This is a genomic window from Luteimonas sp. MC1895 (assembly GCF_016457215.1).
Taxonomy (GTDB): domain Bacteria; phylum Pseudomonadota; class Gammaproteobacteria; order Xanthomonadales; family Xanthomonadaceae; genus Luteimonas.
On record NZ_JAEMDY010000005.1, the window covers coordinates 40,508 to 65,411 of the forward strand.

Genomic DNA, 24,904 nt, shown 5'->3' on the forward strand with positions numbered 1-24,904 from the left:
CCGCTACTTGCAAGCTGCACCACATGGTGCACTTCGAGCCATGGCTCTCCGTCCTTGCTGCGCTCGCGGCTTCTCCTAGGAAAGCACGTCCAGCAGCTGCGAGATCCGGTACGGCTTGGGCAGGAAGGTCACCCCGGCCGGCAGCGGCGGCAGCTGCCCGCGCGACAGCCCCGACACCAGGATGACGCGGGCGTGCGACTCCGAAGCCAGCACGTGCTCGGCGATATCGAAGCCCGAGATGCCGCCGGGCATGCTGACGTCGGAGACCACGTAGTCGAACAGCCCCGCGTCCTGCAGCCGCGCCATCGCCTGGACACCGTCGTGGGCGGGGACCACGTCGAACCCGGTGTCCTCCAGGGCGTCGCCGACCAGCATCAGCAGCGAGCGCTCGTCCTCGACCAGCAGCAGCCGCTTGCCGGCGCTCATGCCGCCTCCTCGCCGACCGGCAGGCAGATGCGTACGCGGGTGCCCTGCCCGACCTGGCTGTGCAGCTCGGCGTAGCCGCCCGACTGCGCGGCGAAGCCGAACACCTGGCTCAGCCCCAGTCCGCTGCCCTTGCCGACTTCCTTGGTGGTGAAGAACGGCTCGAAGACATGCGGCTGGATGTCGGGCGCGATGCCTTGGCCATCGTCGGTCACCTCCACGCAGACGTGAAGGCGCTCGCCGTCCTCGATGGCCGCCGGGTCACGGGTCTGCAGCGCGCGTGCGCCGATGCGGATGCAGCCGCCGTCCGGCATCGCGTCGCGGCTGTTGGCCACGAGGTTGAGGATCGCGGCCTCGAACTGCGCGCGGTCGACCCAGACCGGCGGCAGTCCCGCAGCGGGCTCCAGTTCAACGTGCACCGAGCCCGCGCAGGCGCGCCGGTAAAGATCCATCGAGTTCTCCAGCAATTCGGCGATGTCGCACAGCTCCGGCGCCAGCGCCTGGCCGCGGCCGAAGGCCAGCAGCTGGCGCGTCAGCAGTGCGCCGCGGTCGCAGGCCTGCAGCGCGGTCTCGACCAGCATGCGCGTGCGCGCATCGGCGGTCGGGCTGCCTTCGATCAGGTCGAGGCTGTTGACGATGATCGTGATGAGGTTGTTGAAGTCGTGTGCCAGCCCGAGCGTCAGCTTGCCGACCGACTCCATCTTCCGCGATTCGAGCAGCGCTTCGCGCGCCTGCTCCAGCGCCTGTTCGGCGTGGTAGCGCTCGGTGATGTCGCGGGTCACCTTGGCGAAGCCGACCAGGCGGCCGGATTCGTACACCGGATCGATCACCACGCTGGCGCGGAAGCGGCTGCCATCCTTGCGCACGCGCCAGCCTTCGGCCTCGAACCGGCCGGCGTCACGCGCCGTCGCCAGGCCCTCTTCCGGCAGCCCCAGCGCCACGTCTTCGGGCGTATAGAAGCGCGAGAAGTGCTGGCCGACGATCTCGCTGGCGCTGTAGCCCTTGATCTGTTCGCCGCCGGTGTTCCAGCTGCGGACATAGCCATCCGCATCGAGCATGTAGATCGCGTAATCGACCACGCTGCGCAGCAGCAGCGCCATGCCTGCGGCATCGGTGTCAAGTGTTTCGTATGGCCGGTTCACCCGCGCCCCCTGCGTCGGAAGCCGTGGAAGCTAACATCCGCGGTTGGAAAATGCTTCACGCCGATCCGAGCAGCCGCGCAAGCTTGTCGACCAGGGCCTCGAACGTCGAAGGCTTCCTCCAGCACGCCAGGTGGGCCATCGAGGGCGGCAACGCCGCCGTGTCGTAGCCCGTGGTGAGCAGCACCGGCACCTTCAGCGACTCCAGCCGGGCCGCAACGGGTTCGGCGGAATCACCCGCCAGATTGACGTCGAGAATCGCGGCATCGAGCCGGGCCTCGACACTGATCATCTCCAGCGCGCGCTGCACCGTGCCCGCCGGACCGACCACCACCGCGCCCACGCCGGCCAGCTCCTCGCACAGCAGTTCGGCGAGCATGGCCTCGTCCTCCACCACCAGGATGCGGCGCTGCGCGAGGGGAGATCCACTCATGGGCTGTCCTCCGGGGATATGGCTGACAAAATTCACCCACCACCTTCGGCAGGCACGCGTGAAGTCCCCGTGCACTGGGCAACGCGGCGGGCGTGCATCATGCGGGCATGGATGACGGAAGCCCAACCGACGCACGGTCGCAGGCGTGGGAGCACGACCTCCGCAACGCGGTCAACGGCGCGTTGCTCTCGGTCGTCGTGGCCCGGCGCCTGCTCGCGCAGGGTGACGTGGAACGCGCGGAGGCCTTGCTCGCGGATACCCAGGCGGCCTGCGAACGCGGACGCGAGCTGCTGTCCGAACCGCCGTCCCCGTCGCGGGACGACTGACGCGTCCGGGCGCAGCCATCGGGTTCGCGTGCTCAGGCCGCCTTGCGCGGATCCGGATCGACCGGGTCCTTGCCGGAGATGCGCGCCAGGTGGTTGTAGATGGTGCGAACGCTGACGCCTAGAGCCTTGGCGGCCGCGGTCTTGTCGTTGTCGAAATGCTCCAGCGTCGCGAGCACGGCGCGCCGCTCGAGCTCGGCGAGGGTGTCGCCTACCGCGAAGGACAGCGCGGCCCCGCCCTGGACACGCGGCACGCAGCGGACCAGGGGCTGCGGCTGCACCCGAAGCTGGTCACCGCGCTGCAGCAGGTAGGCGCGCTGCACCGCGCCGCGCAGCTCGCGGATATTGCCTGGCCAGTCGTACTCGAGCAGCTCGCGGTCGGCGCCCGGCGCGAGGCGCTTGGCCTGCCCGTAGTGTTCGTTGAGGCGGCGGATGAACAGGCCGGCCAGCAGGACGACGTCGTCGCCGCGCTCGCGCAGCGGCGGCAGGCAGAGGCGGAAGTCGCTGATGGCGTAATATAGGTCCTCGCGGAAGCCACCCTCGGTGATGCGTTCCGCGGGGTCGGTCGTCGTCGAGAGCACCAGCCGTACGTCGACTGGCACGCCGTCGCCGGCACCGATGCGCTTCACCTGGCCACTGTCGATGAAGCGCAGGAGTTGCGCCTGCAGGTACAGCGGAAGCTCGGTCACGCGGTCGAGGAACACCGTGCCGCCGGCGGCCTGCTCGAAGATGCCGGCATGGTTGTCGCGGCGGGCGTCCGGATCGGACACGCTGCCGAAGAGCTCATGCCCGAGGCGTTCGTCCGGAAGGCTGTCGCATCCCAGCGCGACGAACCGGCCCTGGCGTCCGCTCGCCTCATGCACGGCACGCGCAACGCGCTCTTTTCCGGTTCCGCTTTCGCCGATCAGCAGGACCGGCGCATCGCTCGAGGCGATCCTGAAGACGGTGTCCATGACCTCCCGCATCGCCGGCGACTTGCCGGCCAGGCGATCCAGGGTCGACTTCGCGTCGCCCGCCGGTTCGGGCCAGTGGCGCAGCATCGTCCGCTGCAGCAGTGACTGCAGCTGTTCGACGCGGACCGGCTTGAGCAGGTACTCGACCACCGGCGAACCGACCGCGCGACGTGCCGTGTCCAGCGTCGGCTTGCCGGTCACGATCGCGACCTGGCCGTGCTGGGACATGTCGAGTTGCTCGAGCAGGCCAAGGCCGCTGCCATCGGGGAGATCGAGATCGAGGATCAGCAGGTCCGCGCGATGCCGGCCGAGCAGCTCGTGTGCCTCGCCCAGCGTGTGCGCGACCTGCACCTGGTAGCCCTCGGTGCAGGCGAGCTGCGAAAGGGCACGGGTGAATGCGGGATCGTCGTCGAGGATGAAGACCGTTGGCTGCATTGCTCAGGAGCTCCACGCACGTTTGGCAGGGCCGCCTGCACGTGATGATAGCCAGCGGCGGTTAAGCCCGCGTCTCGTGCAACGTACGCTGCAGCGTGAATGCTTCGGGCGTCATGCATGCCCTGAAATTCTTTCAGGCGCCGCGCGCGTCGGGTCACGCACACCTCATGGCGGATGGCGCTATCTGGTCCCGTCGCGGATCCGGCGGCATTCCCCCAGTGGAGCAGAAGATCATGGCCAACCAGCAGAACGAGAACGAACGCAACCAGCAGGGCCAGCAGCAGGGCCAGCAGAACCAGCAGGGCCAGCAGCAGCGCCAGCAGGGTCAGGGCCAGCAGGGTGAGCAGGGCCAGCGGCAGAACCAGCAGGAGCAGGGGCAGCAGGGACAGCGCACCCAAGGCCAGCAGCAGAACCCGCAGGAACAGGGCCAGCAGGGCCAGCGCAACCAGGACCAGCAGGACAACCAGCGCCAGGGCCAGCAGCGCCAGGACGAATAGCAGCGCTGAGAGCGTCGCTGATTCGGCAGAGACTGCCGCCAGGCAGGTATGAAGCGACGCCCCCGAGCCCGGGGGCGTCTTCACATTGGAGACTGGGGCGTGGCGACGTTCGGCGTGGACGAGCTATGGGAGTTCGACGGGCGAGATGACGTGGCTGATGGGGGTGCCGCGCGCAGCCCGGTCGTCGTGGATCACCACGCCATCCCTGACCGTCATCGCCACTTCGGCGAATGCGGCGACCCGATCCGCCGGATCGCCGCGCAGCAGCACGAGGTCTGCGCGCATGCCGGGCTGGACCCGACCGCTGGCGTCGCCCTGCCCGAAGCGCGCCGCGGGCGCTGTCGTCAGGCTCGCCAGGATCGCGCGCCAGTCCATTCCAGCCAGCGCCATCAGCTCGAACTCTCGCCGGGTGTCCACATGGTCGATATACCCGACATCGGTGCCGAACAGCACCGGCCCGCCGGCCGCGAAGAACGCCCGCAGCTGCGCCAGCGCATTGCCCAAGGCGGCTTCCACCGTCTCCCTCGGCAGCCCTTCCCTGGCCAGCTCCACCTCGAACAGGGTGAGGGTCGGCGTCAGCGCCACGCCGGCGGCGCGCAGGCGTGCAACCAGCGGCGCATCCCACGGGCCCATGAAGGGCGCGGTGTGTGCCAGCACGTCGAGGCCGGCCGCAAGCGACACCTCCATCCCGGCCGCATTGCTCGGATGTGCGAACGCCGGCCTGCCTGCGCGGTGCGCGGCGTCCACCACGGCCCGTGCGACACCCGTGTCCATCGGCAGTACGCCGGTCTCGCCGCCCACGATCGCGCCGGCGAAGATCTTCACGCCGTCGGCGCCCGCGGCAAGCTGGCGGTCGGCACGGAGGGTGGCGGACGCCGCATCCGCCACCTCGCCACTCGCTACCCCCATGCGCGCGAGCAGGTCGCGGATGTAGATCGGGGTGCCACCTTCCGGGAAGAACGGCGCGTCCACCGTGAGCACGCGGGGACCCTGCACTTCACCGGCGTCAATGCGCGTGCGCAGCGCTGCCGCGTTGCCGCCGAACGAGGCGATGTCGAAAACCGTGGTGAAGCCCCAGCGGGTGAACATCGCCTGCAGGACCGCGTCCACCTCGGCGGCGGGGCGCGGCGGATCGTTGCCGAACTCCGGGGCCATCAGGTGCACATGGCTGTTCCAGAACCCGGCGGTGACCACGCGCCCTGCAGCATCGATGACCCGCACGCCATCGGGCACCCGCACGTCCGCATCCCGACCGACTGCAACGATGCGCCCCGCGCGCACCAGCACGGTGCCGCCCTCGATCGTTGCAGCGTCCGGCGCCGGATGGATGCACGCGCCGACGATGGCAAGGTCGCCGGCCACGCTGCCGGCACTCGCCAGGAGCCCGAGGATGAGGGTGAGTGTGATCACGGCTGTCTTCATCGATGTCGCCTGGCGTCAGGGCGCCCGAGCTTATGCGAACCGAGCCGCATCGGCGCATGCTGCAGGTCCCCCTGACAACGGAGTCCGCCATGTCCGCCCTGCCCGCCATGCCCGCCAGGAACACGGTCTGTCTCTGGTTCAACGGGGACGCCCTGGACGCCGCCGGCTTCTACGCCCGCACCTTCCCGGACAGTTCGGTGGACGAGGTCATCCACGCGCCGGGCGACTATCCGGCCGGCAAGGCCGGCGACGTGATCACCGTCCGCTTCACGGTCATGGGCATCCCCTGCCTCGGCCTCAACGGCGGCCCGGAATTCACTCACAGCGAAGCCTTCTCGTTCCAGGTCCTGACCGACGACCAGGCCGAAACCGACCGCCTCTGGGACGCGATCATCGGCAACGGCGGCCAGGCGAGCGAATGCGGCTGGTGCAAGGACCGCTGGGGCCTGTCGTGGCAGGTCACCCCGCGCGTGCTGATGGAGGCCATCGCCGATCCCGATCCGGCCGCGGCCCGGCGTGCGTTCGAGGCGATGATGACGATGTCGAAGATCGACATCGCCACCATCGAGGCCGCGCGCCGCGGTTGAGGCGCGCCGGCGCGGGCCTCAGGCTTCGCTCATCCCCGCCGCGGGTTCGGCGGCGCCGCCGCTGCGCACCTTCTCGGCGATGCGCTGGCCGACGTCGGGATCGATCGAGTTCCAGTAGTCCAGCGCGCGCTCCAGCACCGGGCTGCGCACGCCACCGAGCAACGACCCGGACACGGTTTCGACCAGCGCGCTGCGCTCGGCCTCGCTGAACACCTCGCGCACCAGGGTGCCGGGCTGGCTGAAATCGTCGTCGTCGGCGCGCAGCGTGTAGGCGCTGCGCACCATCTGTCCGTCGGCTTCCCAGCCGTCCTCCATCGTGCCGGTCGCATCCGCCCAGGAACGACCGCCGCTGTTGGGCGCATGCACCGGCGCGGCACCGCTGTGGTGATAGGCCATCTGGCCATCGAACATGTAGGTGTTGACGGGCACCTTCGGCTGGTTCACCGGCAGCTGGTGGAAGTTGGTCCCGATGCGGTTGCGCTGCGCGTCGTTGTAGGCGAAGGCGCGGCCCAGCAGCATCTTGTCCGGCGACAGGCCGATGCCCGGCACGGTATTGCCCGGCGAGAACGCCGCCTGCTCGATCTGGGCGAAGAAGTTCTCCGGGTTGCGGTCGAGCGTCATCGTGCCGACGCGGACCAGCGGGTAGTCGCCATGCGGCCAGACCTTGGTCAGGTCGAAGGGGTTGAAGCGGTAGGCCTTGGCCTCCTCGTAGGGCATGACCTGCACCGAGAGCACCCACTTCGGATGCTCGCCGCGCGCGATGGCATCGAACAGGTCGCGGCGGTGGAAGTCGGCATCGCGTCCCGCCATCTCCATGGCTTCGGCATTGCTGAAGAACGCCATGCCCTGCTGCGTATGGAAGTGGTACTTGACGAAGAAGCGCTCGCCGGCCGCGTTGACCCACATGTAGGTGTGCGAGCCGTAGCCGTTCATCTGCCGCCAGGTCCGCGGCAGGCCGCGCGGGCCCATCAGGTAGGTCACCTGGTGGGCGCTTTCCGGGTTGCTCGACCAGAAGTCCCACTGCATGTGGTTGTCGCGCAGCCCCGAGTCGGGCAGGCGCTTCTGGCTGCGGATGAAGTGCGGGAACTTCATCGGGTCGCGGACGAAGAACACCGGCGTGTTGTTGCCCACCAGGTCGTAGTTGCCCTCGCTGGTATAGAACTTGAGCGAGAAGCCGCGCACGTCGCGCCAGGTGTCGGGGCTGCCCATCTCGCCGGCGACCGTGGAGAAGCGCAGCAACAGGTCGGTGCGTGCGCCCGGCTGGAACAGCGCCGCCTTCGTGTACCGGCTGACGTCCTCGCTGGTCTCGAACACGCCGAAGGCACCGCCGCCCTTCGCGTGCGGCTGCCGCTCGGGCACCTTCTCGCGGTTGAAGTGCGCCATCTGCTCGAGGAAGTGCACGTCGTGCAGGACGATCGGGCCATCCGGGCCGATGGTCAAGGAATTGCGGTCACTGGGCGCGGGCGCACCGGTGCTCAGCGTGGATCCGGTGGAACGCGTGTCATCGCGGGCAGCCATGGGCCTCTCCTTGTGGGCGGTCCCGCCATGCTGGCCCCCGTCGCCGTTAAAAGTCCGTTCAACGCACCGCTCAGAACGGCTGCAGCGGCCCCAGCGGCACGATGCCGGTCGGATTGATGGTGCGGTGGCTCTCGTAGTAATGACGCTTGATGTGGTCGAAGTGCACGGTTGTGGCCACGCCGGGCAGCGCCATCATCCTGGCGGTGAAGGCCGCGAGCGCGGGATGGTCGGCGACGCGCGTCAGGTTGCACTTGAAGTGGCCGTGGTACACCGCGTCGAAACGCACCAGGGTGGTGAAGAGGCGGATGTCGGCCTCGGTGAGGCGGTCGCCCACCAGCCACTCGCGCCCGGACAGGCGCTGCTCGAGCCACTCCAGGGTCTCGAACAGCGGCCGCACCGCATCTTCATAGGCGGCCTGCGTGGTCGCGAAGCCGGCGCGGTACACGCCGTTGTTGACGTCGCGATAGACGCGGGCATTGACCGCATCGATGTCCGCGCGCAGCGCCTCCGGGCAGTAGTCGCCCGGTTTCGCGCCCAGCGCGTCGTAGGCGGTGTTGAACATGCGGATGATGTCCGAGGACTCGTTGCTGACGATCGTGTCCGTGGCCTGGTCCCACAGCAGCGGAACGGTCACGCGACCCGACATGCCCGGACGCGCGCGGGTGTACAGCTGATGCAGGTACTGCGCGGCCATCACCGGATCGCCGGTCACCCCCGGGCCGTCCTCGAAGGTCCAGCCGTGCTCGAGCATCCTCCAGTGCACCACCGAGACCGGCACCAGGTCCTCGAGCCCCTTCAGCACGCGCACGACCAGGGTGCGGTGCGCCCAGGGGCAGGCGTAGCTGACGTAGAGCCGGTAGCGGCCGGCTTCGGCGCGATGGCCGCGCTGGCCATCGGGTCCGGCGCGGCCGTCGGCGCTCAGCCAGTCGCGGAACGCGGCCTCCTCGCGCTTGAATTCGCCGTCGCCGGAGGTGTCGTACCAGGCGTCGCGCCAGGTGCCATCGACCAGCAGGCCCATGGAAGTCTCCTTGTCCAAACCAGTGGCTCAGGCTAGCGTGGCCGCGGTCTGGAGCAGGCGAAGGTCGGCGATGAAGCCGGGCCAGGCGGCGGCGCGCTCCGCATCGGACAGGCGCAGCAGCCACGAGGGGTGCACGGTCGGCAGCACCTGGAGGCCATCCTCCAGCCGGTACCAGCGCCCGCGCCCCGACAGCAGCGCGAAGCCGCGCCCCAGCATCGCCTGCGCGGCCGTCGCACCGAGGCAGAGCACCAGCCGCGGCCGCACGGCCGCCAGCTCGGCCTCGAGCCAGGGACGGCAGGCGGCCTGCTCCGCGGCGTCCGCGCGGACATGCAGCCGGCGCTTGCCGGCCGGCTTGAACTTGAAGTGCTTCACCGCGTTGGTGAGGTACAACGTGTCGCGCGCGAGGCCGGCCTCGGCCAGCGCGCGGTCGAGCAGTTGGCCGGCCGGTCCGACGAAGGGGCGGCCCACAAGATCCTCGCGGTCGCCTGGCTGCTCGCCGACGACCATGATCCGGGCGTCGGCAGGACCCTCGCCGGGCACGGCCTGGGTGGCGGGCTGCCACAGCGGGCACGCGCGGCAGGCGGAGACGGCGGCCTGCAGCGCCGGCAGTGCGGGCGCGACGTCGGCGGGACGGCTCCCGCCTGGCTCGCGCGGCGTGCCCGGCATGGCGGGCACGCCGCGTTCCCGCAGGCGGGCCGCGTCCGCGCGGCGGGTGCCCGGCGTCTCCCGCGGCGCGGGAAAGATCTTCTGCGGCACCGTGGGCGCCGCGTCCACCATCGCCTGCATGCGCGTGCCGGCATCACGCACCAGGGCCGGGATCAGCGTGGCCTCCGGCATGTTCTTCCAGTAGCGCACCGGCATCTCCTTGACCATCGCACCCACCTTCAGGCGCGCCGGGTTGAAGATGTTCGCGTAGTACACCCGCCAGAGGTCTTCCAGCACATCACCCGCGGGCGCATCGCCACGGCGCGCGCCTTCGCCCAGGTGCAGGGTCGCCCCGTCCCAGTGCGCGCTGCGCGCCGGCGTCAGGATCGACCAGCGCATGCCGGCGAAGCGGCGCACGAAGAACGGCGCGACCTGCGGCAGCACGTCGTGCTCCGGCTCGAACCAGGCCACGTACACGGCGCCCTGCCCGTCCGCCACTTCGCGGAAGCGCACGAAGGCCTTCATCTTGTGCTTCTCGCGGCTGACCGCCTTGGCCGCGTGCCGTGCCCAGGCCACGTCGTCGTCGGTGACCATCGCCAGCAGCGCGCGCTCGCCGTGGGCGATGCGCCACAGCAGCCGATAGAGCAGCGCGTGGCGGCGCGGGTCGGCGTGGGCGAGGACGAGGCCGGCAAGCCCGAGGAATTCGCGCGGCACCCGCGGCTCCGAAGCCACGCGGCGACGCGCGACAGCGACGCCGGGCTGTGCGGGAACGCTTCGCTCGAACATGTCCGCGCCCGCGCCGAGCAGGTCGTCCTGCGCGCCACCCGGCCACAGCACCTGGTCGGGCGGCACGCCATCGGCCAGCAGCGCGCGTGCCGCCTCGCGCCACTGCGCGAGGTCGGCGCCGTCGGACAGCTCCACCCGGCGCATCAGTGTCCGAACAGGTCCGGCTGCTTCGGCGGCGGCGCGACGGCCGCGCGCAGCACCGCGCCGTCGACGTCGGATCGCGGGCGATGGTCGAGCGTCGCCACGAAGGGCGCGACCTTCGACACCGACACTCCCAGCTTCACCAGGTCGGCATAGCGCAGGTGGCGATGGCGGCGCATCGCCAGCAGACGGCGCACGGTCTTCACCCCGAGCCCGGGCACGCGTAGCAGCATCTCGCGCGGCGCGCTGTCCAGGTCGACCGGGAACTGCTCGCGGTGGCGCAGCGCCCAGGCCAGCTTCGGGTCGATGTCGAGGTCGAGCATGCCGTCGTTGCCGGCCGGCGCGATCTCGCCCACGTCGAAGCCATAGAAGCGCATCAGCCAGTCGGCCTGGTAGAGCCGGTGTTCGCGCATCAGCGGCGGCGACCGCAGCGGCAGCGCGCGCGAGGCGTCGGGGATCGGGCTGAAGGCGGAAAAGTACACGCGCTTGAGCCCATAGCTCGCGTACAGCGTGCTGCTGGTTTCCAGCACGTCGCGGTCGCTGGCGGGATCGGCGCCGACGATCATCTGCGTGCTCTGCCCCGCGGGCGCGAAGCGCGGCGCCTTCTTCTCGGCCTTGGCCTCGTCGATACCCAGGCGCAGCCGGCCCATCGAACGGCGGATGTCCTGCGCGTCCTTCTCCGGCGCCAGCGCTTTCAGCCCGCCCTCGGTGGGCAGCTCGACGTTGATGCTGAGGCGATCGGCCCAGCGCCCGGCGGCCGAAAGCAGCTCTGGCGACGCGTCGGGAATCGTCTTCAGGTGGATGTAGCCGCGGAAGCGCTCCTCCACCCGCAGCCGGCGCGCGACCTCGACCAGCATCTCCATGGTGTAGTCGCTGGAGCGGATGATGCCGGACGACAGGAACAGGCCTTCGATGTAGTTGCGCCGGTAGAAGTCCATGGTCAGCCGCACTACTTCGTCGACGCTGAAGCGCGCGCGGCGCACGTTCGAGCTGCGCCGGTTGATGCAGTAGGCGCAGTCGTAGATGCAGAAGTTGGTCAGCAGGATCTTCAGCAGCGAAATGCAGCGCCCGTCCGGCGCGTACGCGTGGCAGATCCCGCTGCCCTCGTTGGAGCCGATGCCGCCGGTGCCGCGGGAGTCGCGCTTCGCGCCGCCGCTCGACGAACAGGAGGCATCGTACTTGGCGGCATCGGCCAGGACCGCGAGTTTTTCGGTGAGCTCCATCGCGCGATGCTGGCAGGCGCCCGTCTCGGGATCTGAGACAGGCGACTGAATGGGGGCGGCCGCTCAGGGCAGCAGCACCACCTTGCCCTCGTGGCGACCGCTTTCCAGCCAGGCGTGGGCCTGGGCGGCATCGGCCAGCGGAAAGGTGCGGTCGACGATGGCGCGCACCCGGCCGGACGCGATCCAGGGCCAGACCACGCGCTCGATCTCCGCCGCCAGCGCCGCCTTCTCGTCGGCGCTGCGCGGGCGCAGCAGCGAGCCGGTGACGACCGCGCGCTTGCGCATCAGGGTGGCCAGCGGCAACTGCAGCTGGCCGCCGCCCTGGGCGGCGATGTAGACGATGCGGCCGTCCGGGTTGAGCGCGTCGAGGGTCGCCGCGAGGTAGGGCGCGCCGACCATGTCGAGCGCCACGTCGATCCCGCCCGCTGCCATCGCGGCGGCGCCGAAATCCTCGGCGCTGCTGTCGATGGCGATGTCGGCGCCCAGCCTGCGTGCCGCCGCGGCCTTGTCCGCGCCGCGGCTGGTCGCGATCACCCGCGCACCGGCGGCCTTGGCCATCTGGATCGCCGCCACGCCGATGCCCGACGTCGCGCCGTGCACCAGCAGGGTCTCGCCGGCCTGCAGCCGGCCGTGCAGGAAGACGTTGGCATACACCGTGAACACGGTTTCCGGCAGCGCCGCGGCCTGCACGAAGTCCAGCCCCGCGGGCAGCGGCAGCGCGTGGCGCGCGTCGACCACCGCATGGCCGGCGTATCCGCCACCGCCCAGCAGCGCGCAGACGCGATCGCCCGGCGACCAGCGCCCGGCGCCGACGACGACCTCGCCGGCCACTTCCAGCCCCAGCCGATCCGGTGCGCCGGGCGGCACGGGATAACGGCCCTCGCGCTGGAGGATGTCGGGGCGGTTCACGCCGGCCGCGTGCACCCGCAGCAGGATCTCGCCCTCGCCGGGCACCGGCCGCGCGACCTGTTCCAGGTGCAGCGCCTCCGCGGGACCGGCGCCGCCGCGGATCGCGATGGCGGGCATGCGCGCGTCCATCAGCCGGCCTGGTACTGCTTTTCTTCGATGAACTCGGAGCCCGCGAGGCGGTTGATCCCGTTCTTGATTGCCACCCGCTCGCCGTTGCGCGCCGCGACCGCGCGCGCCAGCGCAATGAACGCGTCGTCGAAGGTCTTCGACGCCTCGCGCGCGCGCAGCCCGTCCTGCACGTCCCACATCTGCTCGTTGACCGCCTTCAGGCGGTCGTAGTGCCCGGCAAGGACCGGGTTGGCGGCCACCAGGCGCTCCCAGATCGGACGCAGGCCGTCCATCTCGATGGCGACGTGCGCGCGCTTGGCCGGATCGGCGATGCGCTCGTGCTTGATCTGCAGGATCGACAGCTTGTCGGCGAGCTCGCCGACGGCCACGGGCACGGAAATGGTCTGCACGGCGTGCGTGGTCATCGGCAACTCCTGTGGGCGATCGCCGTCATCTTGGTCCCGTACACTTCGACCGGCAAGCCCACCGGACGGACCCACATGCCTGCAATACGCCTCGCCGCGCGTCTCGCGGCCGCTTTCGCCATCACCGCCGCCATCGGCGCCGCGCCGGCCAGCGCGCGGACGCCACCGGCGGCGCACTGCCTCGACGCGCGCGAAGTGCGCGAGGTCTTCCAGTCCGCCCCCGGCACGCTGGCGCTGCTGCAGTCCGACGGCCGCCGCTTCCGCGTCGACCTGGCCGGCGGCTGCCCCGACATCGATGGCGACACGCGCACCCGCATGCTGGCCGCGGACGGCTGGATGTGCGGCGCGGGCAACGAATACGTGGCGGTGGACCAGACGCTGTGCCCGGTGGCCGCCGTCGCGCCGATCACGGCGGCCGAATATGCAGGACATGCCCGTGGCAGCCGCACCGGCCCGGACGGCAGCACCACCCTGGCCACGGTGGTGGTGAAGGGCGAAGAGCGGCGCGGCTTCGCCGCTTCGCACAGCTACTGTTTCAGCCCGCGCCACGTGCGCGGCTGGTCGGAGGATCCTCGCGGCCTGGTGGTGGAGGTCAATCCCAATCGCTCGGGCGGCAACCGCTATTACCGCGTCGAGCTGCTGCGCTCCTGTCCGCACCTCGCCGGCCCGGTCGAGGTGGCCTTCCGTTCGGGACCGGGCATCGGCGTGATCTGCGGCAATCCCGGCGACGACATCCGCGTCACCTCCACCGGGCGCCCGGCGGACTTCGTGATGACCGGTTCGGACCGCCTGCAGGTGCTCGGCGCGCGGTCGGGCTGCCCGATCCGCGCCGTCTACCCGATGGACTGATCCGCGCCGCACGCACACCTGCCGCGCCTGCGCCGCACGCCCGGCGTGACGCGGCTTGAACATCGACCTCTGGAGACTGGGTCGCCTCGGGCGCGCCGCGCCCGTGACCCGTACAGGAGGCAATGCCATGACCCGAACCACTTCCAGCCAGGCGACCGACGAGCTGCGCGACGTCGCGCGTGACGCACTGAAGCTCGGTGGCCGCTGCGTCGGTGCCGCCCGCGAATGGCTGGGCGCAAAGCGCAGCGAATTCGATTCCGGGCGCGCCGCGGGCGCGGCGGGCGGCACGCACGACGGCGGGCCGTCCGGCGTGTCCGTGCATGGTTACCGCGGCATCGGCCCGCGCGGCTACCGCCGCGACGACGCGCGCATCCACGAGGATGTCTGCGACGCGCTGACCGAGAGCGACGCGCTGGACGCCAGCGGCATCAGCGTCACCGTGCAGGACGGCGTGGTGAAGCTGTCGGGCTCCGTGCCGCATCGGATGATGAAGCGCCTGGCCGAGGACGTCTCTGAGGGCTGCCCCGGCGTGCGCGACGTGGACAACATGCTCCGCGTGGGCGTGTCGCAGACCGCCGGCACGAGCAACGACGTGCCGGGCATGGATCCGCTTGCCTGACGCCGCGGTTCCCGCATGGGTGCAGGGCGCGGCTTCAGCCCTCCTGCGCCGTGTCCCGGGCCTTCTCGCGCGCGATGAAGGCCCGCATCTCCTCTTCCAGCACCGGCAGCGGCACCGGACCCAGCGCCAGGATGGCGTCGTGGAACGGCCGCTGGTCGAAGCGCGCGCCCAGTTCGCGCTCGGCCTCGGCCCGCAGGTCGCGGATGGTGCGGTAGCCGATGTAGTAGGACAGTGCCTGGCCCGGCCAGGAGATGTAGCGGTCGACCTCGTTCTCGATGTCCGCGCGTGACAGCGCGGCATGGCTGGCGAGGTAGTCGATGCCCTGCTCGCGGCTCCAGCCATCGGCGTGCAGGCCGGTGTCGATCACCAGCCTCGCCGCGCGCCACATCTCGAAGCTCAGGCGGCCGAAGTCCTCGTAGGGCGTCTCGTAGATGCCCATGCGCGTGCCCAGCCACTCGGTGTACAGCGCCCAGCCTTCGCCATAGCCGGAGAAGTAGCTGTTCTGGCGGAAGTCCGGCCGTTCCGGCGCCTCCAGCGCGAGCGCGGCCTGCAGGCTGTGCCCGGGCGAGCATTCGTGCAGGGTCAGCGCCGGCAGGTTGTACAGCGGCCGCGACGCCAGGTCCCAGGTGTTGAACCAGCAGGCATCGAGTCCGCCGCGCCCTGCGGTGTAGTTGGGCGCGATGTCGTCGGCCACCGGCAGGATGGTGAAGCGGTAGCGCGGCAGAGTGCCGAGCACGTGCTTGAGCTGGCCGTCGACCTTCTTCGCGACGTACGCGGCATGGGCCAGCAGCTCGCGCGGCGTGCGTGCATAGAACTTCGGGTCGGTGCGCAGGTAGGCGAGGAACGCCTCGAAGCTGCCCTCGAACCCGGCGCGCGCCATGACCGCGTGCATCTCGGCGCTGATGCGCGCGACCTCGGCCAGGCCGAGCGCGTGGATCTCGCGCGGATCCATGTCGCGGGTGACGTACTCGCGGATCTGCGCGCGGTAGAAGGCCTCGCCGTCCGGCAGCGCGGTGGCGGCGATGGTGGTGCGCGTGCGCGGCAAGTAGTCCTCGCGCATGTACGCCAGCAGGCCGCGGTAGGCCGGCACGACCTGTCCCAGCACCACGCGGCGCCCCTCGTCGCGCAGCTGCGCGCGCACGGGCTCCGGGATGCCGTGCGGAATCGCGTCGAAGGCGTCGAGCAGCGGATTGCCGGGCCCTTCGCCCACGTAGGCCTCGATGGTTCGGTCGCGACCTTCGAGCGATGACCGCGGCACGCTCCAGCCACGCGCCAGACCGCGCTCCATGTTCGCGATCTGCTCGTCGAAGTAGCGCGGCACGTCGCCCAGGCGGGAGATGAAGCGCCGCCAGTCCGCCTCGTCCTGCCATGGCTGGCGCGGGGCGAAGCCGGCCCAGAAGAAGGTGTCGCTGTTGAAGGGCGCCTCCCAGGTGCGGCGTCGGGCGTTGTCGAGCTCCGCCGCGCGGGTGGCGCGGAAGACCGCCAGGTTGACCTGGTCCTCGCGCGACAGCGTCGACGCATCGATCGCATCGACGGCCTGCAGGATCCGCGTCCAGTGCGCGATCCGCTGGTCCCACGCGGCGGGCGTCACCGAGGGCAGGCGTGCCGAGGGACGCCAGCGACCGTCGACCCTCTCGTGGCCGGACATGCGCTGGCGCCAGGCGGTGTCCTCTTCGAACAGCGCATGCAGCCTTGCGGCGTCCCCGGCATCGGCATCCGCTGCGTTCGCTGCCGGGGACGCGGCCGGATCCACGACCCTGCCATCGACCACGGCCTGGGTGGCGAGAGCCGGGCTGCACAGGACACATGCCAGCAACAGGCCCGGCAGCAGCGCCAATCGGCGTGGGGAAAGGCAGGCGGTCGGCATCTTCAGGGGCTCCTGGCAGGTTCGTTCGCGGCGCGGTATCCAGCGCCGGCGTCATGGCGTGTTCGTGGCCATCCGATCTTCGCCGAACCATGCGCGCCCGGCCACCTGCCGATGGTCAGGCGACGCGCCCGCCGACGTGGCTCAGCCGATGTTCGAGTACGACGCGTTGCCCAGCCCGGTGCCGATGGTGAGCACGCCCCAGCGACGCGCGTGGCGCATGCGCGGACGCTCGCTCAGCCCCTGCACCACGGCGTCGTTGTGCAGCAGTACGCGCGGCGCCCGCCCGCGGACCGGCTGCAGCCAGTCGCCCAGCGCTTCGGCCAGGAAGAAGTCCTCGGCGGCCCAGTCACCGGGCAGGTTCTGCACGCCATGCAGCAGGTGGCCGCGCGCATCCACTTCGCCCGGACAGGCGATGCCGACGAAGGGCGCGAGATCGATGCCGCGGGTGCCCGCCTGCGTCGCCAGGCCGTTGAGCATGGCGCCGAGGCGGCGCATCGCCCCGTCGCGCGTCGGCGCGTCGTCGGCGTGGCGCCACTGCGTGTGTTCGAGCACCCGCGCCTTGCCGCCCGTCCGGTCCTCGCCCAGGCGCGGCTCCACGATGCCGCAGCGGATGTTGGTTCCGCCGATGTCCACCGCGAGGAAGGCCTCGCGACGCAGCGCGGCGGCGGGCGCCAGCTGCACCCATCCCAGCAGGCCGCCCTCGTCGCTGTCCTGGCCGAGCACGCGCAGGCGCACGCCGCTGCGCGCGAGCTTCAACAGGCGCGCGGCACGGCGGATGGCCAGCTGCCCGGTGGCATGGTCCGGGAATCCACCGCCCAGCACGACGTCGCGCACGCCCGCCCATTCGGGCTGGGCGATGAAGCTGCGCACCACCGCGACCAGCGCGCGCGCGTACTCCTCCACCGCCAGGTGCACGACATGGGCGGCATCGGGATCGCCCCCGACCAGCACCATGTCGATCGCGTCCTTGCCGAGCTCGCTGGTCGGCGTGCGTCCGAAGGGATCGCGCGCGCAGGTGCTGTGCGCGCGGCGCGCCTGGTCGAGGAGTTCGCGGAAGGCGGTCTGGCTGGCGCGGTCGCCGAGGAAGCCACCTTCGGGATGGCGCAGCGGCAGGTTCCAGCTGTCGATGCGCACGCCGGTGCCGCGCCGCGAGGCGTGTCCGCTGCGGTGGGCGGCGCGCGCGGCGCCTGGGCGGGCTGGACGTCGGGTCATGCGGCACTCCTCGGATCTGTCTGTGGACACGCCAGCAGCGTGCGGTGCTCCGGTCAAGGCGCGTCGCGCCGCCAGGGCGCGTCTGCGTTGCCGGCCAGTTCGCCGTGGGCACAGGCAATCCAGGCCTGCGTGTGCCGCAGCAGGTACCCGCCGGTGAACGCGGAAAATGCCGGCAGGATCGTCTGCCCGGGTTCGAGCACCAGCGCGGGGTGGCGCCCCGGCAGGCCGGGCAGCCGCGCGACCGGGTGCAGGTGCCCGCACACGACATGGCCGCCGATACCGTCCGCGGTCTCCAGCGGGAGGTGGCGGAAGCGGAACGGGCCGTCGCGCACGTCGTCGGGAAGATGGACGATGCCGGCCGCGTCGGCCACCAGGGCGCGGTCGTGGTTCCCGGCCACGACGCTGGCCACGCAGCCGGGATGTGCGGCCAGCAGCGCGCGCCATTCGGCCTCGACGCGCGGGTGGCGGCGGCCGTGCAGGAAGTCGCCCAGCACCCACAGTTGGCGCGCACTGGTCTGCACGAGCAGCGCGTGCAGGCGGTCGAGGTCGTGCCGGGTCCCGCCGCTGGGCACCGCGATTCCCGCCGCGCGCATGATGTCGCCCTTGCCCAGGTGCAGGTCGGCGATGAGCAGCCGCTCGCGCGCGGGCCAGTACAGGGCGCGGTCGGCGAGCAGGCGCATCGGCTCGCCGGCCAGCCGCAGCTCAGCCGCGTGCGACATGGCGTCCCTCCAGCTGTGCGGCGGCCCGCTTCACCCGGGTGCGCCAGTCCTCGGTGCTGAGCTGGCCGCGCATAGACTCCGCCCACAGCGGGAAGGCCAGCGGCGTCAGGCCGCGTGGCCTGCGCAGCACGAGGCTGCGGGCGCTGCAGCGTTCCAGCGCGGCGCGCAGGCGCACGACTTCGAGCTGTTCCTCCAACACTTCGCGTTCGGCCTGCGCCAGCAGCACGTGGCCGGGGTCGTGCCGGCTGAGCACGTCGAACAGCAGGCTGCTCGAGGCCTGCAGCTGGCGCAGAGAGCGGATCGCCCGGCCCGGGAGCGAGGGCGGCAGCAGGCCGGCCACACGCGCGATCTCGCGGAACTGGCGGCGCGCGAGCTCGGCCAGGTTGAGGCTCGCCCGCAGGTCGTCGACCACGCCGTGGACGCCAAGCATGCGGCCCAGCAGCGCTTCGTCCGGCCAGGCTTCGGCCTGCGCGCTCAGCACCAGGCCGTAGTCGTTGACCGACCAGGTAAAGGTGTTGGGCACGTCGCGCGCCCAGCGCAGCGCCAGCAGCGGCGCCAGGCCTTCGTGCACGGCACGCCCGGCGAAGGGAAACAGGAACAGGTGCCAGCCTTCGCGGGTCTTGACCGCTTCGGCCAGCAGGCTGTCGGGCGTGGGCAGGCTCGAGAGTCTCGCCTGCAGCGCCAGCAGCGGCGCCAGTGCGCGCATCTCCGGGCTGCGCGGCGGCTGCGCCAGCACCGCCTCGACTTCGGCCGCCAGCTCGCTCGACAGCGGCATGCGCCCGCCCTGCCAGCGCGGCACGCTGCCATCGTTCTTCTTCGCCAGGCGCACGAAGGCGGTCATGTCGCGCAGCTGCACCAGCTCGAGCGTGCGCCCGGCGAACTGGAACCGGTCGCGCGGCCGCAGGCGCGAGACGAAGGCTTCCTCCACCGCTCCCAGCCGCGCGCCCTTGGCGAAACGCACCTGCACGCTGCCGTCGCTGGTGATGGTGCCGATCGACAGGCGGTGGCGGAACGCGACCTTGCGATCGAGGACGCGCCATCGGCCGTCCTCGTCGCGCACCACGCGGCGGTAGTCGGGGTAGTGCTCGAGCGCGCTGCCGCCGCGGACGATGAAGTCGAGCACGGCCTGCCAGGCCCCGTCGGACAGATGCGCGAAGGCATGGGTGCCGCGCACCTCCGCGAGCAGCAGGTCGGCGTCGAAGCCGCCGCCCAGCGCGAGGGTGACGCAATGCTGCGCCAGCACGTCGAGCGACAGGCGCGGCGGCGGCCGCGCCTCGATGCGCCCGGCGTCGATCGCGATCCGCGCGGCCGCGTACTCGGCCAGCTCCAGCGCATGCGTGGGCACGCAGACGACGTGGCCGGCCTCGCCGGGACGATGCCGCGCGCGACCGCCGCGCTGCACCAGCCGCGCCATGCCCTTCGGGCTGCCGACCTGCAGCACCTGGTCGACCGCGGGAAAATCGACGCCCAGGTCGAGGCTGGAGGTTGCGACCACGCAGCGCACGCTGCCGTCGCGCAGTCCGGCTTCGGCCTCGGCGCGCAGCGCGGCGTCGAGCGAGCCATGGTGCAGCGCGAGGGTCGACGGATCATCCAGCCAGACCGACTGCAGCGCCCGATGCCACAGCTCGGCCTGCGAACGCGTGTTGGTGAACAGCAGGCTGCTGCGTGCGCGCTGCAGGACCGTGGCCACGCGTTCGAGCTGCGACAGGCCGAGGTGGCCTGCCCAGGGAAAGCGCTCGCCCTCCTCGGGGATGAGGGTTTCCAGCGTCAGCCGCCGCGGCCTGGGTGCAGCCAGGATGGGTGCGTCCGGCTGCTGCGGCAGCAGCACGTCGCGGGCCTCGGCGAGGTTGCCCAGCGTGGCCGAGAGCCCCCAGGTCCGCGCGGCCGGCGCGACGGCGCGCAGTCGCGCCAGGCACAGCTGCAGCAGCACGCCGCGCTTGTTGCCCAGGAGTTCGTGCCACTCGTCGACGACCACCGCGCGCACGCCGGCGAACAGCGCGTCCGCATCGGGATAGGACAGCGCCAGCGCGAACGATTCCGGCGTGGTGACCAGCACGTCGGCCTGGCCCTGCCGCGCCAGGCGCCGGTCGCGCGCGCTGGCGTCGCCGGTGCGCATCGCGACCGTCCACGGCACGTCGAGCGCGGCGATCGGCTCGCGGATCGCGCGCACGGTGTCGACGGCGAGCGCGCGCAGCGGCGTGATCCAGAGCAGCCGCAGGCGCGGCGCGGCCGCGGCACCGCGACGCTTCGCGGGAGGCGCGTCGCCCAGGCGCAGCGCTTCGAGCAGCGGACCACCAAGCGCCGCGAGCGTCTTGCCGCTGCCGGTGGGCGTGACCAGCAGGCCGGAGCCGCCGGCAAGGTAGTGGCGCCAGGCCTCGCGCTGGAACGGTGCGGGACGCCAGCCCTGGGCGCTGAACCATGCGCTCAGCGGTGCGTCGATGCGGCGACGGCTGCGCACGCCCGGAGGTGGCGGGACGTCAGGCGCGTCCGATGCGGCCGGTCGCACCGTCACCGCGCCAGCGCCCGCAGCGCGTCGAGCCGGTCGGCCTCGCGCGCGGGCTTGTCCTCGCGCCAGCGCAGGATGCGCGGGAAGCGCACGGCGATGCCGGACTTGTGCCGGGTCGACCGGTTGACGCCTTCGAAGCCCAGTTCGAACACGTGCACCGCCTCGACCGAGCGCACCGGTCCGAAGCGCTCCAGGGTGTGCGCCCGGATCCAGCGGTCCAGGCGCAGGATCTCGGCGTCATCCAGGCCCGAATAGGCCTTGGCGACCGGGACCAGCGTCTCGCCGTCCCACAGGCCGAAGGTGTAATCGGTGAACAGCGTGCTGCGCCTGCCGCTGCCCGACTGTGCGTAGATCAGCACCGCATCGATGCTCAGCGGATCGACCTTCCACTTCCACCAGTCGCCGCGCTTGCGGCCGTGGCGATAGGGCGAGTCGCGGCGTTTGAGCATCAGGCCCTCAACGCCAAGCTCGCGCGACTGCTCGCGGATCGTGGCGGCGTGCGTCCAGTCGCTGGCCTCGACGGCCGGCGACGGCGCGATCCTCGCCGCGTCCGTTCCGGAGTCCGGGGCCAGCAGGTCCATGAGCAGCGCACGTCGGTCGTCGAGCGACCGGGCGCGCAGGTCCACCCCGTCAAGCTCGAGCAGGTCGTAGGCGATCACGCGCGCGGGCGCGGCGGCCAGCGCCCGGGGTCCCGGCTTGAGGCGCTGGATGCGCGTCTGCAGCGCGCTGAACGGCATCGGCCCGTCGGCGCCCGGCTCCCATGCCAGCAGTTCGCCATCGATCACGCAGTCCCGCGTCAGCCGGGCGGCGGCCGCTTCGATTTCCGGAAAGCGCCCGTCCATGCGCTCCTCGCCGCGCGACCACAGCGCGATTTCACCGGGGCGCCGGATCAGCTGCAGCCGGATGCCATCCCACTTCCATTCCAGCAGCCACTCCTCGAGCGGCCCGAGGGTCGCGGCGTCGACCTCCAGTGGCGAAGCGAGGAAGAACGGGTACGGCAGCGCCGCGTCACCGGGCTGTGGCTCCGGCGACAGCAGCGTTTCGAGAAATCCCGCGCCCGGTGTCCAGCGACCGAGCATGCGCTGCGCGATCATCGCGATGTCCACGCCCGACAGTTCCGCCAGTGCCTGCTGCACCAGCCCCTGCGAAACGCCGACGCGCAGCGCGCCGGTCAGCAGCTTGTTGAAGACCAGCCGCTCGCGGAACACGAGCTGGTGCCAGGCATCCACGATGACCGCGCGCCGCAGCTCGGGCTCGGCATTCGCGACCGGCGCCAGGCGGTGCTCGATCCAGTCGGCGAGGCTGGGTTCGTCACGTGCGTGGGTGGGCAGCGAGTCATCGACCGGCGGGTCGTCGAGCAGCAGCGCCAGCGTTTCGGCAAGGTCGCCCACCTGGTGATGGCAGGCTTCCACCAGCCAGTCGGGAGTGCCGGTTTCCTCGCCGATCCAGGTGCGCAGCTCGCCGGTGGCCGCGATCTTCGCGCGCGCGCCGCCGATCTTGCCGCCCGACAGCAGCCACAGTGCCCACGCGGCATCGCGCGGCGGCGCATCGCGGAAATACTCGACCAGGGCGCGGCGCTTGTCCGCGGTCCCCGTGCTGCGGTCGAGCCGCTCGTACAGCGCGGCGAAGCGGCGCATCAGGCGGCCCCGACGCGGCTGTGCGCGAAGACGCGGTGCATCAGTCGTCCTCGCCGTAGCCGGTCGCGAATACGCCGGTCTCGATGCCCTGCGCGTTGAGCACGCGGACCAGCGCATCGGTGTCGCCGTGTGTGGCGATCACCCGACGGGCACCGGTCTCGTGTGCGGTGCGCAACAGCGCCGGCCAGTCGGCGTGGTCGGACACCACGAAGCCGCGGTCGTAGTTGCGCCGGCGCCGGTTGCCGCGGATGCGCATCCAGCCCGAGGCGAAACCCTGCTGGGCGCGGCGGAAGCGGCGGATCCACGGGCTGCCCGCCGCGGATGGGGGTGCGAGCACCAGCTCGCCGGCGAAGTCGGCACCGCGCGCTTCGTCGGCCACGCGGCGGGTCTCGAGCATCGGAATCCCAAGCTCCCGATACACCTGCACGCCGGCGTCGATTGCCCCGTGCACATAGGCCGGCCTGTCGGTGTGTGCGGCAAGCTCGGCCAGCACCCGCTGGGCCTTGCCCAGCGCATAGCAGTACAGGATCGCGACCTCCCCGTTTGTCGCGCACTCGTCGCGCCAGTCCACGATCTCGCGCGCCACGGCCGATGTCGGCGGCCATCGGTAGATCGGAAGGCCGAACGTCGACTCGGTGATGAAGACGTCGCAGGGCACGACCTCGAAGGGCGCACACGTCGGGTCGTGGTCGCGCTTGTAGTCGCCGGAGGCCACCCAGACTTCGCCGCCGGCCTCGATGCGGACCTGGCTGGAGCCCAGCACGTGGCCGGCCGGATGGAAGGACAAGGTCGCACCGCCGAGGCGGAAGCGGTTACCGGCGTCGTGCACCTGGTAGTCCTGCTCGCCCAGCCGCCAGCGCAGGATCGGCAAACCCTCGGCAACCACGTGGTAGCTGCCCATTCCCACGCGCGCGTGGTCGCCATGCCCGTGCGTGATCACCGCGCGCGGCACCGGTCGCCAGGGATCGATATGGAAATCGCCGGCGGGGCAATACAGCCCCTCCGGCGTGGCCACCACCAGGTCGCGTTGCCCCATGCCGTGCCGTCAGCGCAGGTCGACTTCGCCGACCTTGTCCTTGTAATCCTTCTTCGGGTCGATGCCGAGCAGCATCTTGACGCCCGCGACCATGCTGTTGGCGTCCATCCAGACCTCGGCATCCTCCGCGTCCAGGCGCAGGAGGCGCAGCTTGGGATCATCCTTGCCCTCGTACCACGCGCCGACGAAGGGATTCCACAGCCGCTCGACCACGGCGCGGTCGGTGTCGACGCGCAGGTTGCCGCGGATGCTGGCAAACAGGTCGTGTCCCTTTGAAGCGAAGCCCGCCGAGGCGCGCGCACTGCCGCTGCCCAACTGCTTCACCAGCATGTTCTCGGACGAGGTGAAGAACCAGATCGGCGAGCGACGTTCTTCGGCCAGCCCCGTCATCGGGCGGGCGTGGCCGTCTTCCTGGCCATCCAGCCCGAGCATCACGGTGCGATCGCTTTCCAGCGCCTTCCAGAACTTCTCTTCCAGCTCACGGGAATCTGTCATCTCAGTGCTCCTGCACGTGGTAGTCCCCGGGATGAAATCACCCCCGCGGTGACAGCCACGTTGGCGTCACGGTTCACCTGGCGCGGACCTCCGCTGCCGCAACATCGCGCCCACCACCCACCGAAGGACCTCGCAGGATGAACCCCGATCTCATCGGCTGGGCGGCCTCGGCCATCCTGCTGGCCACGCTGGGCCGCCAGATCATCACGCAGTGGAAGGACAAGGATGCGAAGGGCGTTTCGCGCTGGCTGTTCCTCGGCCAGATGGCGGCCTCGGTCGGCTTCATCATCTACAGCTGGATGCTCGACAACTGGGTCTTCATCGTCACCAATTCGCTGATCCTGCTCACCGCGGTGATCGGCCAGATCGGACTGCTTATCCGCCGGGGGCAGGACAGCCCGGACGGATGACGACATGCGCATTTCCACCGCAAGGAAAGTTCTTCTCCGAAGTCCTGGAAGAAGCCGAAGTAGTCTCTCTAGCGAAACCCGGGGCGTCGTCTGGCGGGACGCTTGGCGCTGCTGCGATGCGATGCCTGCTGCCGCTCATGTCCCCCGGCGCCGGCCTCCGGCCGGCGCCTCCTCCTTGACTTCCCGTCAGCAGGCATCGCACCGCAGTCCGAATGGAATCGGCCGCTGACCGCTGACCGCTGAACCTCTGACCTCTGACCTCTGACCGCAGGGCGCGAGACGCGAGACGCCGCGCAGATGATCGGCGCGGGACCCGGCTTTGGCCCTTGTGCGGCGTACCGCCGACCCTGCATCGCTTTGGGTCTTCCGCAGATCGCCCGCAGCCCCGCATCGCTTTGGCGCGTGGCCTGCTGACGGGAAGTCAAGGAGGAGATGCCGGCCCAGAGGCCGGCATCGGGGGACATGAGCGGCAGCAGGCCATGCGTCGAAGCGCCGCGGCGCCCAAAAGAAAAACCCCGCAGCCGAGGCTGCGGGGTTTTGGGGTAAAAACCCTGGCGATGACCTACTCT

At 71.1% G+C, this 24,904-nt stretch carries 24 protein-coding genes; 6 read left to right on the plus strand and 18 right to left on the minus strand.

Translation table 11 applies throughout. The features are described 5' to 3' along the window. Positions 1 to 75: 75 nt before the first annotated feature. The 3 genes from JG616_RS12040 to JG616_RS12050 form a co-directional block, all read right to left on the minus strand. Entirely contained in the window at positions 76 to 426 is a 351-nt protein-coding gene (locus JG616_RS12040) for a response regulator (RefSeq protein ID WP_199392733.1), read from the minus strand. Beyond that, positions 423 to 1,523, minus strand: a complete 1,101-nt coding sequence (locus JG616_RS12045) for a PAS domain-containing sensor histidine kinase (RefSeq protein WP_199392734.1) — start codon at positions 1,521 to 1,523, stop codon at positions 423 to 425. Before JG616_RS12045 ends, JG616_RS12040 begins: the two co-directional genes overlap by 4 nt. A 97-nt stretch (positions 1,524 to 1,620) precedes the next feature. Further along, positions 1,621 to 1,995, minus strand: a complete 375-nt coding sequence (locus JG616_RS12050) for a response regulator (protein ID WP_199392735.1) — start codon at positions 1,993 to 1,995, stop codon at positions 1,621 to 1,623. Positions 1,996 to 2,102: 107 nt separating this feature from the next. On the opposite strand from JG616_RS12050, the gene JG616_RS12055 reads away from it, so the two are divergent. Continuing rightward, positions 2,103 to 2,321: a hypothetical protein gene (locus JG616_RS12055; protein WP_199392736.1), complete on the plus strand. Its 219-nt coding sequence runs from the start codon at positions 2,103 to 2,105 to the stop codon at positions 2,319 to 2,321. A gap of 32 nt (positions 2,322 to 2,353) precedes the next feature. Here JG616_RS12055 and JG616_RS12060 read toward each other — a convergent pair whose 3' ends face one another. Beyond that, entirely contained in the window at positions 2,354 to 3,706 is a 1,353-nt protein-coding gene (locus tag JG616_RS12060) for a sigma-54 dependent transcriptional regulator (RefSeq protein ID WP_199392737.1), read from the minus strand. Positions 3,707 to 3,939: 233 nt separating this feature from the next. Here JG616_RS12060 and JG616_RS12065 point away from each other — a divergent pair, with 233 nt between their 5' ends. After that, positions 3,940 to 4,203, plus strand: coding sequence for a hypothetical protein (locus JG616_RS12065; protein ID WP_199392738.1), 264 nt, complete (start codon positions 3,940 to 3,942; stop codon positions 4,201 to 4,203). Positions 4,204 to 4,326: 123 nt separating this feature from the next. On the opposite strand, the gene JG616_RS12070 is transcribed toward JG616_RS12065, so the two are convergent. Continuing rightward, positions 4,327 to 5,613: an amidohydrolase family protein gene (locus JG616_RS12070; RefSeq protein WP_343225021.1), complete on the minus strand. Its 1,287-nt coding sequence runs from the start codon at positions 5,611 to 5,613 to the stop codon at positions 4,327 to 4,329. Positions 5,614 to 5,732: 119 nt separating this feature from the next. Between JG616_RS12070 and JG616_RS12075 the strand changes: the two genes are divergently transcribed. Further along, positions 5,733 to 6,212, plus strand: coding sequence for a VOC family protein (locus JG616_RS12075; protein WP_199392757.1), 480 nt, complete (start codon positions 5,733 to 5,735; stop codon positions 6,210 to 6,212). An 18-nt stretch (positions 6,213 to 6,230) separates the two neighbouring features. On the opposite strand, the gene JG616_RS12080 is transcribed toward JG616_RS12075, so the two are convergent. The 6 genes from JG616_RS12080 to JG616_RS12105 form a co-directional block, all read right to left on the minus strand. Next, a complete protein-coding gene (locus JG616_RS12080) occupies positions 6,231 to 7,730 on the minus strand; it encodes a catalase (protein ID WP_199392740.1) in 1,500 nt (499 codons plus the stop codon). A 70-nt stretch (positions 7,731 to 7,800) separates the two neighbouring features. Next, a complete protein-coding gene (locus JG616_RS12085) occupies positions 7,801 to 8,748 on the minus strand; it encodes a glutathione S-transferase family protein (protein WP_199392741.1) in 948 nt (315 codons plus the stop codon). Positions 8,749 to 8,775: 27 nt separating this feature from the next. Next, on the minus strand, positions 8,776 to 10,323 hold the full coding sequence (locus JG616_RS12090) for a UdgX family uracil-DNA binding protein (RefSeq protein ID WP_199392742.1): 1,548 nt from the start codon (positions 10,321 to 10,323) through the stop codon (positions 8,776 to 8,778). Continuing rightward, positions 10,323 to 11,543 (minus strand): putative DNA modification/repair radical SAM protein, encoded by a 1,221-nt coding sequence (locus JG616_RS12095; RefSeq protein WP_199392743.1) that lies wholly within the window; start codon positions 11,541 to 11,543, stop codon positions 10,323 to 10,325. The genes JG616_RS12090 and JG616_RS12095 overlap by 1 nt, the downstream gene beginning before the upstream one ends. A gap of 63 nt (positions 11,544 to 11,606) precedes the next feature. Continuing rightward, positions 11,607 to 12,584, minus strand: coding sequence for an NAD(P)H-quinone oxidoreductase (locus JG616_RS12100; protein ID WP_199392758.1), 978 nt, complete (start codon positions 12,582 to 12,584; stop codon positions 11,607 to 11,609). Next, positions 12,581 to 12,985 carry a DUF6165 family protein gene (locus JG616_RS12105; RefSeq protein WP_199392744.1) on the minus strand — a complete coding sequence of 135 codons (405 nt, stop codon included), beginning with the start codon at positions 12,983 to 12,985 and terminating at the stop codon, positions 12,581 to 12,583. The genes JG616_RS12100 and JG616_RS12105 overlap by 4 nt, the downstream gene beginning before the upstream one ends. Before the next feature lie 75 nt (positions 12,986 to 13,060). On the opposite strand from JG616_RS12105, the gene JG616_RS12110 reads away from it, so the two are divergent. Then, positions 13,061 to 13,834 carry a hypothetical protein gene (locus JG616_RS12110; RefSeq protein ID WP_199392745.1) on the plus strand — a complete coding sequence of 258 codons (774 nt, stop codon included), beginning with the start codon at positions 13,061 to 13,063 and terminating at the stop codon, positions 13,832 to 13,834. A gap of 127 nt (positions 13,835 to 13,961) precedes the next feature. Then, positions 13,962 to 14,453: a BON domain-containing protein gene (locus tag JG616_RS12115; protein WP_199392746.1), complete on the plus strand. Its 492-nt coding sequence runs from the start codon at positions 13,962 to 13,964 to the stop codon at positions 14,451 to 14,453. 34 nt (positions 14,454 to 14,487) lie between these two features. On the opposite strand, the gene JG616_RS12120 is transcribed toward JG616_RS12115, so the two are convergent. The 7 genes from JG616_RS12120 to JG616_RS12150 form a co-directional block, all read right to left on the minus strand. Continuing rightward, a complete protein-coding gene (locus JG616_RS12120) occupies positions 14,488 to 16,320 on the minus strand; it encodes a DUF885 family protein (protein ID WP_199392747.1) in 1,833 nt (610 codons plus the stop codon). 141 nt (positions 16,321 to 16,461) lie between these two features. Next, on the minus strand, positions 16,462 to 17,532 hold the full coding sequence (locus JG616_RS12125; protein WP_199392748.1) for an ROK family protein: 1,071 nt from the start codon (positions 17,530 to 17,532) through the stop codon (positions 16,462 to 16,464). Positions 17,533 to 17,585: 53 nt separating this feature from the next. After that, a complete protein-coding gene (pdeM, locus tag JG616_RS12130) occupies positions 17,586 to 18,251 on the minus strand; it encodes a ligase-associated DNA damage response endonuclease PdeM (RefSeq protein ID WP_199392749.1) in 666 nt (221 codons plus the stop codon). Beyond that, positions 18,235 to 20,709, minus strand: coding sequence for a ligase-associated DNA damage response DEXH box helicase (locus tag JG616_RS12135; protein WP_199392750.1), 2,475 nt, complete (start codon positions 20,707 to 20,709; stop codon positions 18,235 to 18,237). The genes pdeM and JG616_RS12135 overlap by 17 nt, the downstream gene beginning before the upstream one ends. A gap of 50 nt (positions 20,710 to 20,759) precedes the next feature. Then, positions 20,760 to 22,394, minus strand: coding sequence for an ATP-dependent DNA ligase (locus tag JG616_RS12140; RefSeq protein ID WP_199392751.1), 1,635 nt, complete (start codon positions 22,392 to 22,394; stop codon positions 20,760 to 20,762). A 40-nt stretch (positions 22,395 to 22,434) separates the two neighbouring features. Further along, positions 22,435 to 23,430, minus strand: coding sequence for a ligase-associated DNA damage response exonuclease (locus tag JG616_RS12145; protein ID WP_199360673.1), 996 nt, complete (start codon positions 23,428 to 23,430; stop codon positions 22,435 to 22,437). A 9-nt stretch (positions 23,431 to 23,439) separates the two neighbouring features. Then, entirely contained in the window at positions 23,440 to 23,925 is a 486-nt protein-coding gene (locus JG616_RS12150) for a pyridoxamine 5'-phosphate oxidase family protein (protein WP_199360671.1), read from the minus strand. 137 nt (positions 23,926 to 24,062) lie between these two features. Between JG616_RS12150 and JG616_RS12155 the strand changes: the two genes are divergently transcribed. Then, complete coding sequence (locus JG616_RS12155) at positions 24,063 to 24,335, plus strand: hypothetical protein (protein ID WP_199360669.1); 273 nt, start codon at positions 24,063 to 24,065, stop codon at positions 24,333 to 24,335. Positions 24,336 to 24,904 lie beyond the last annotated feature (569 nt).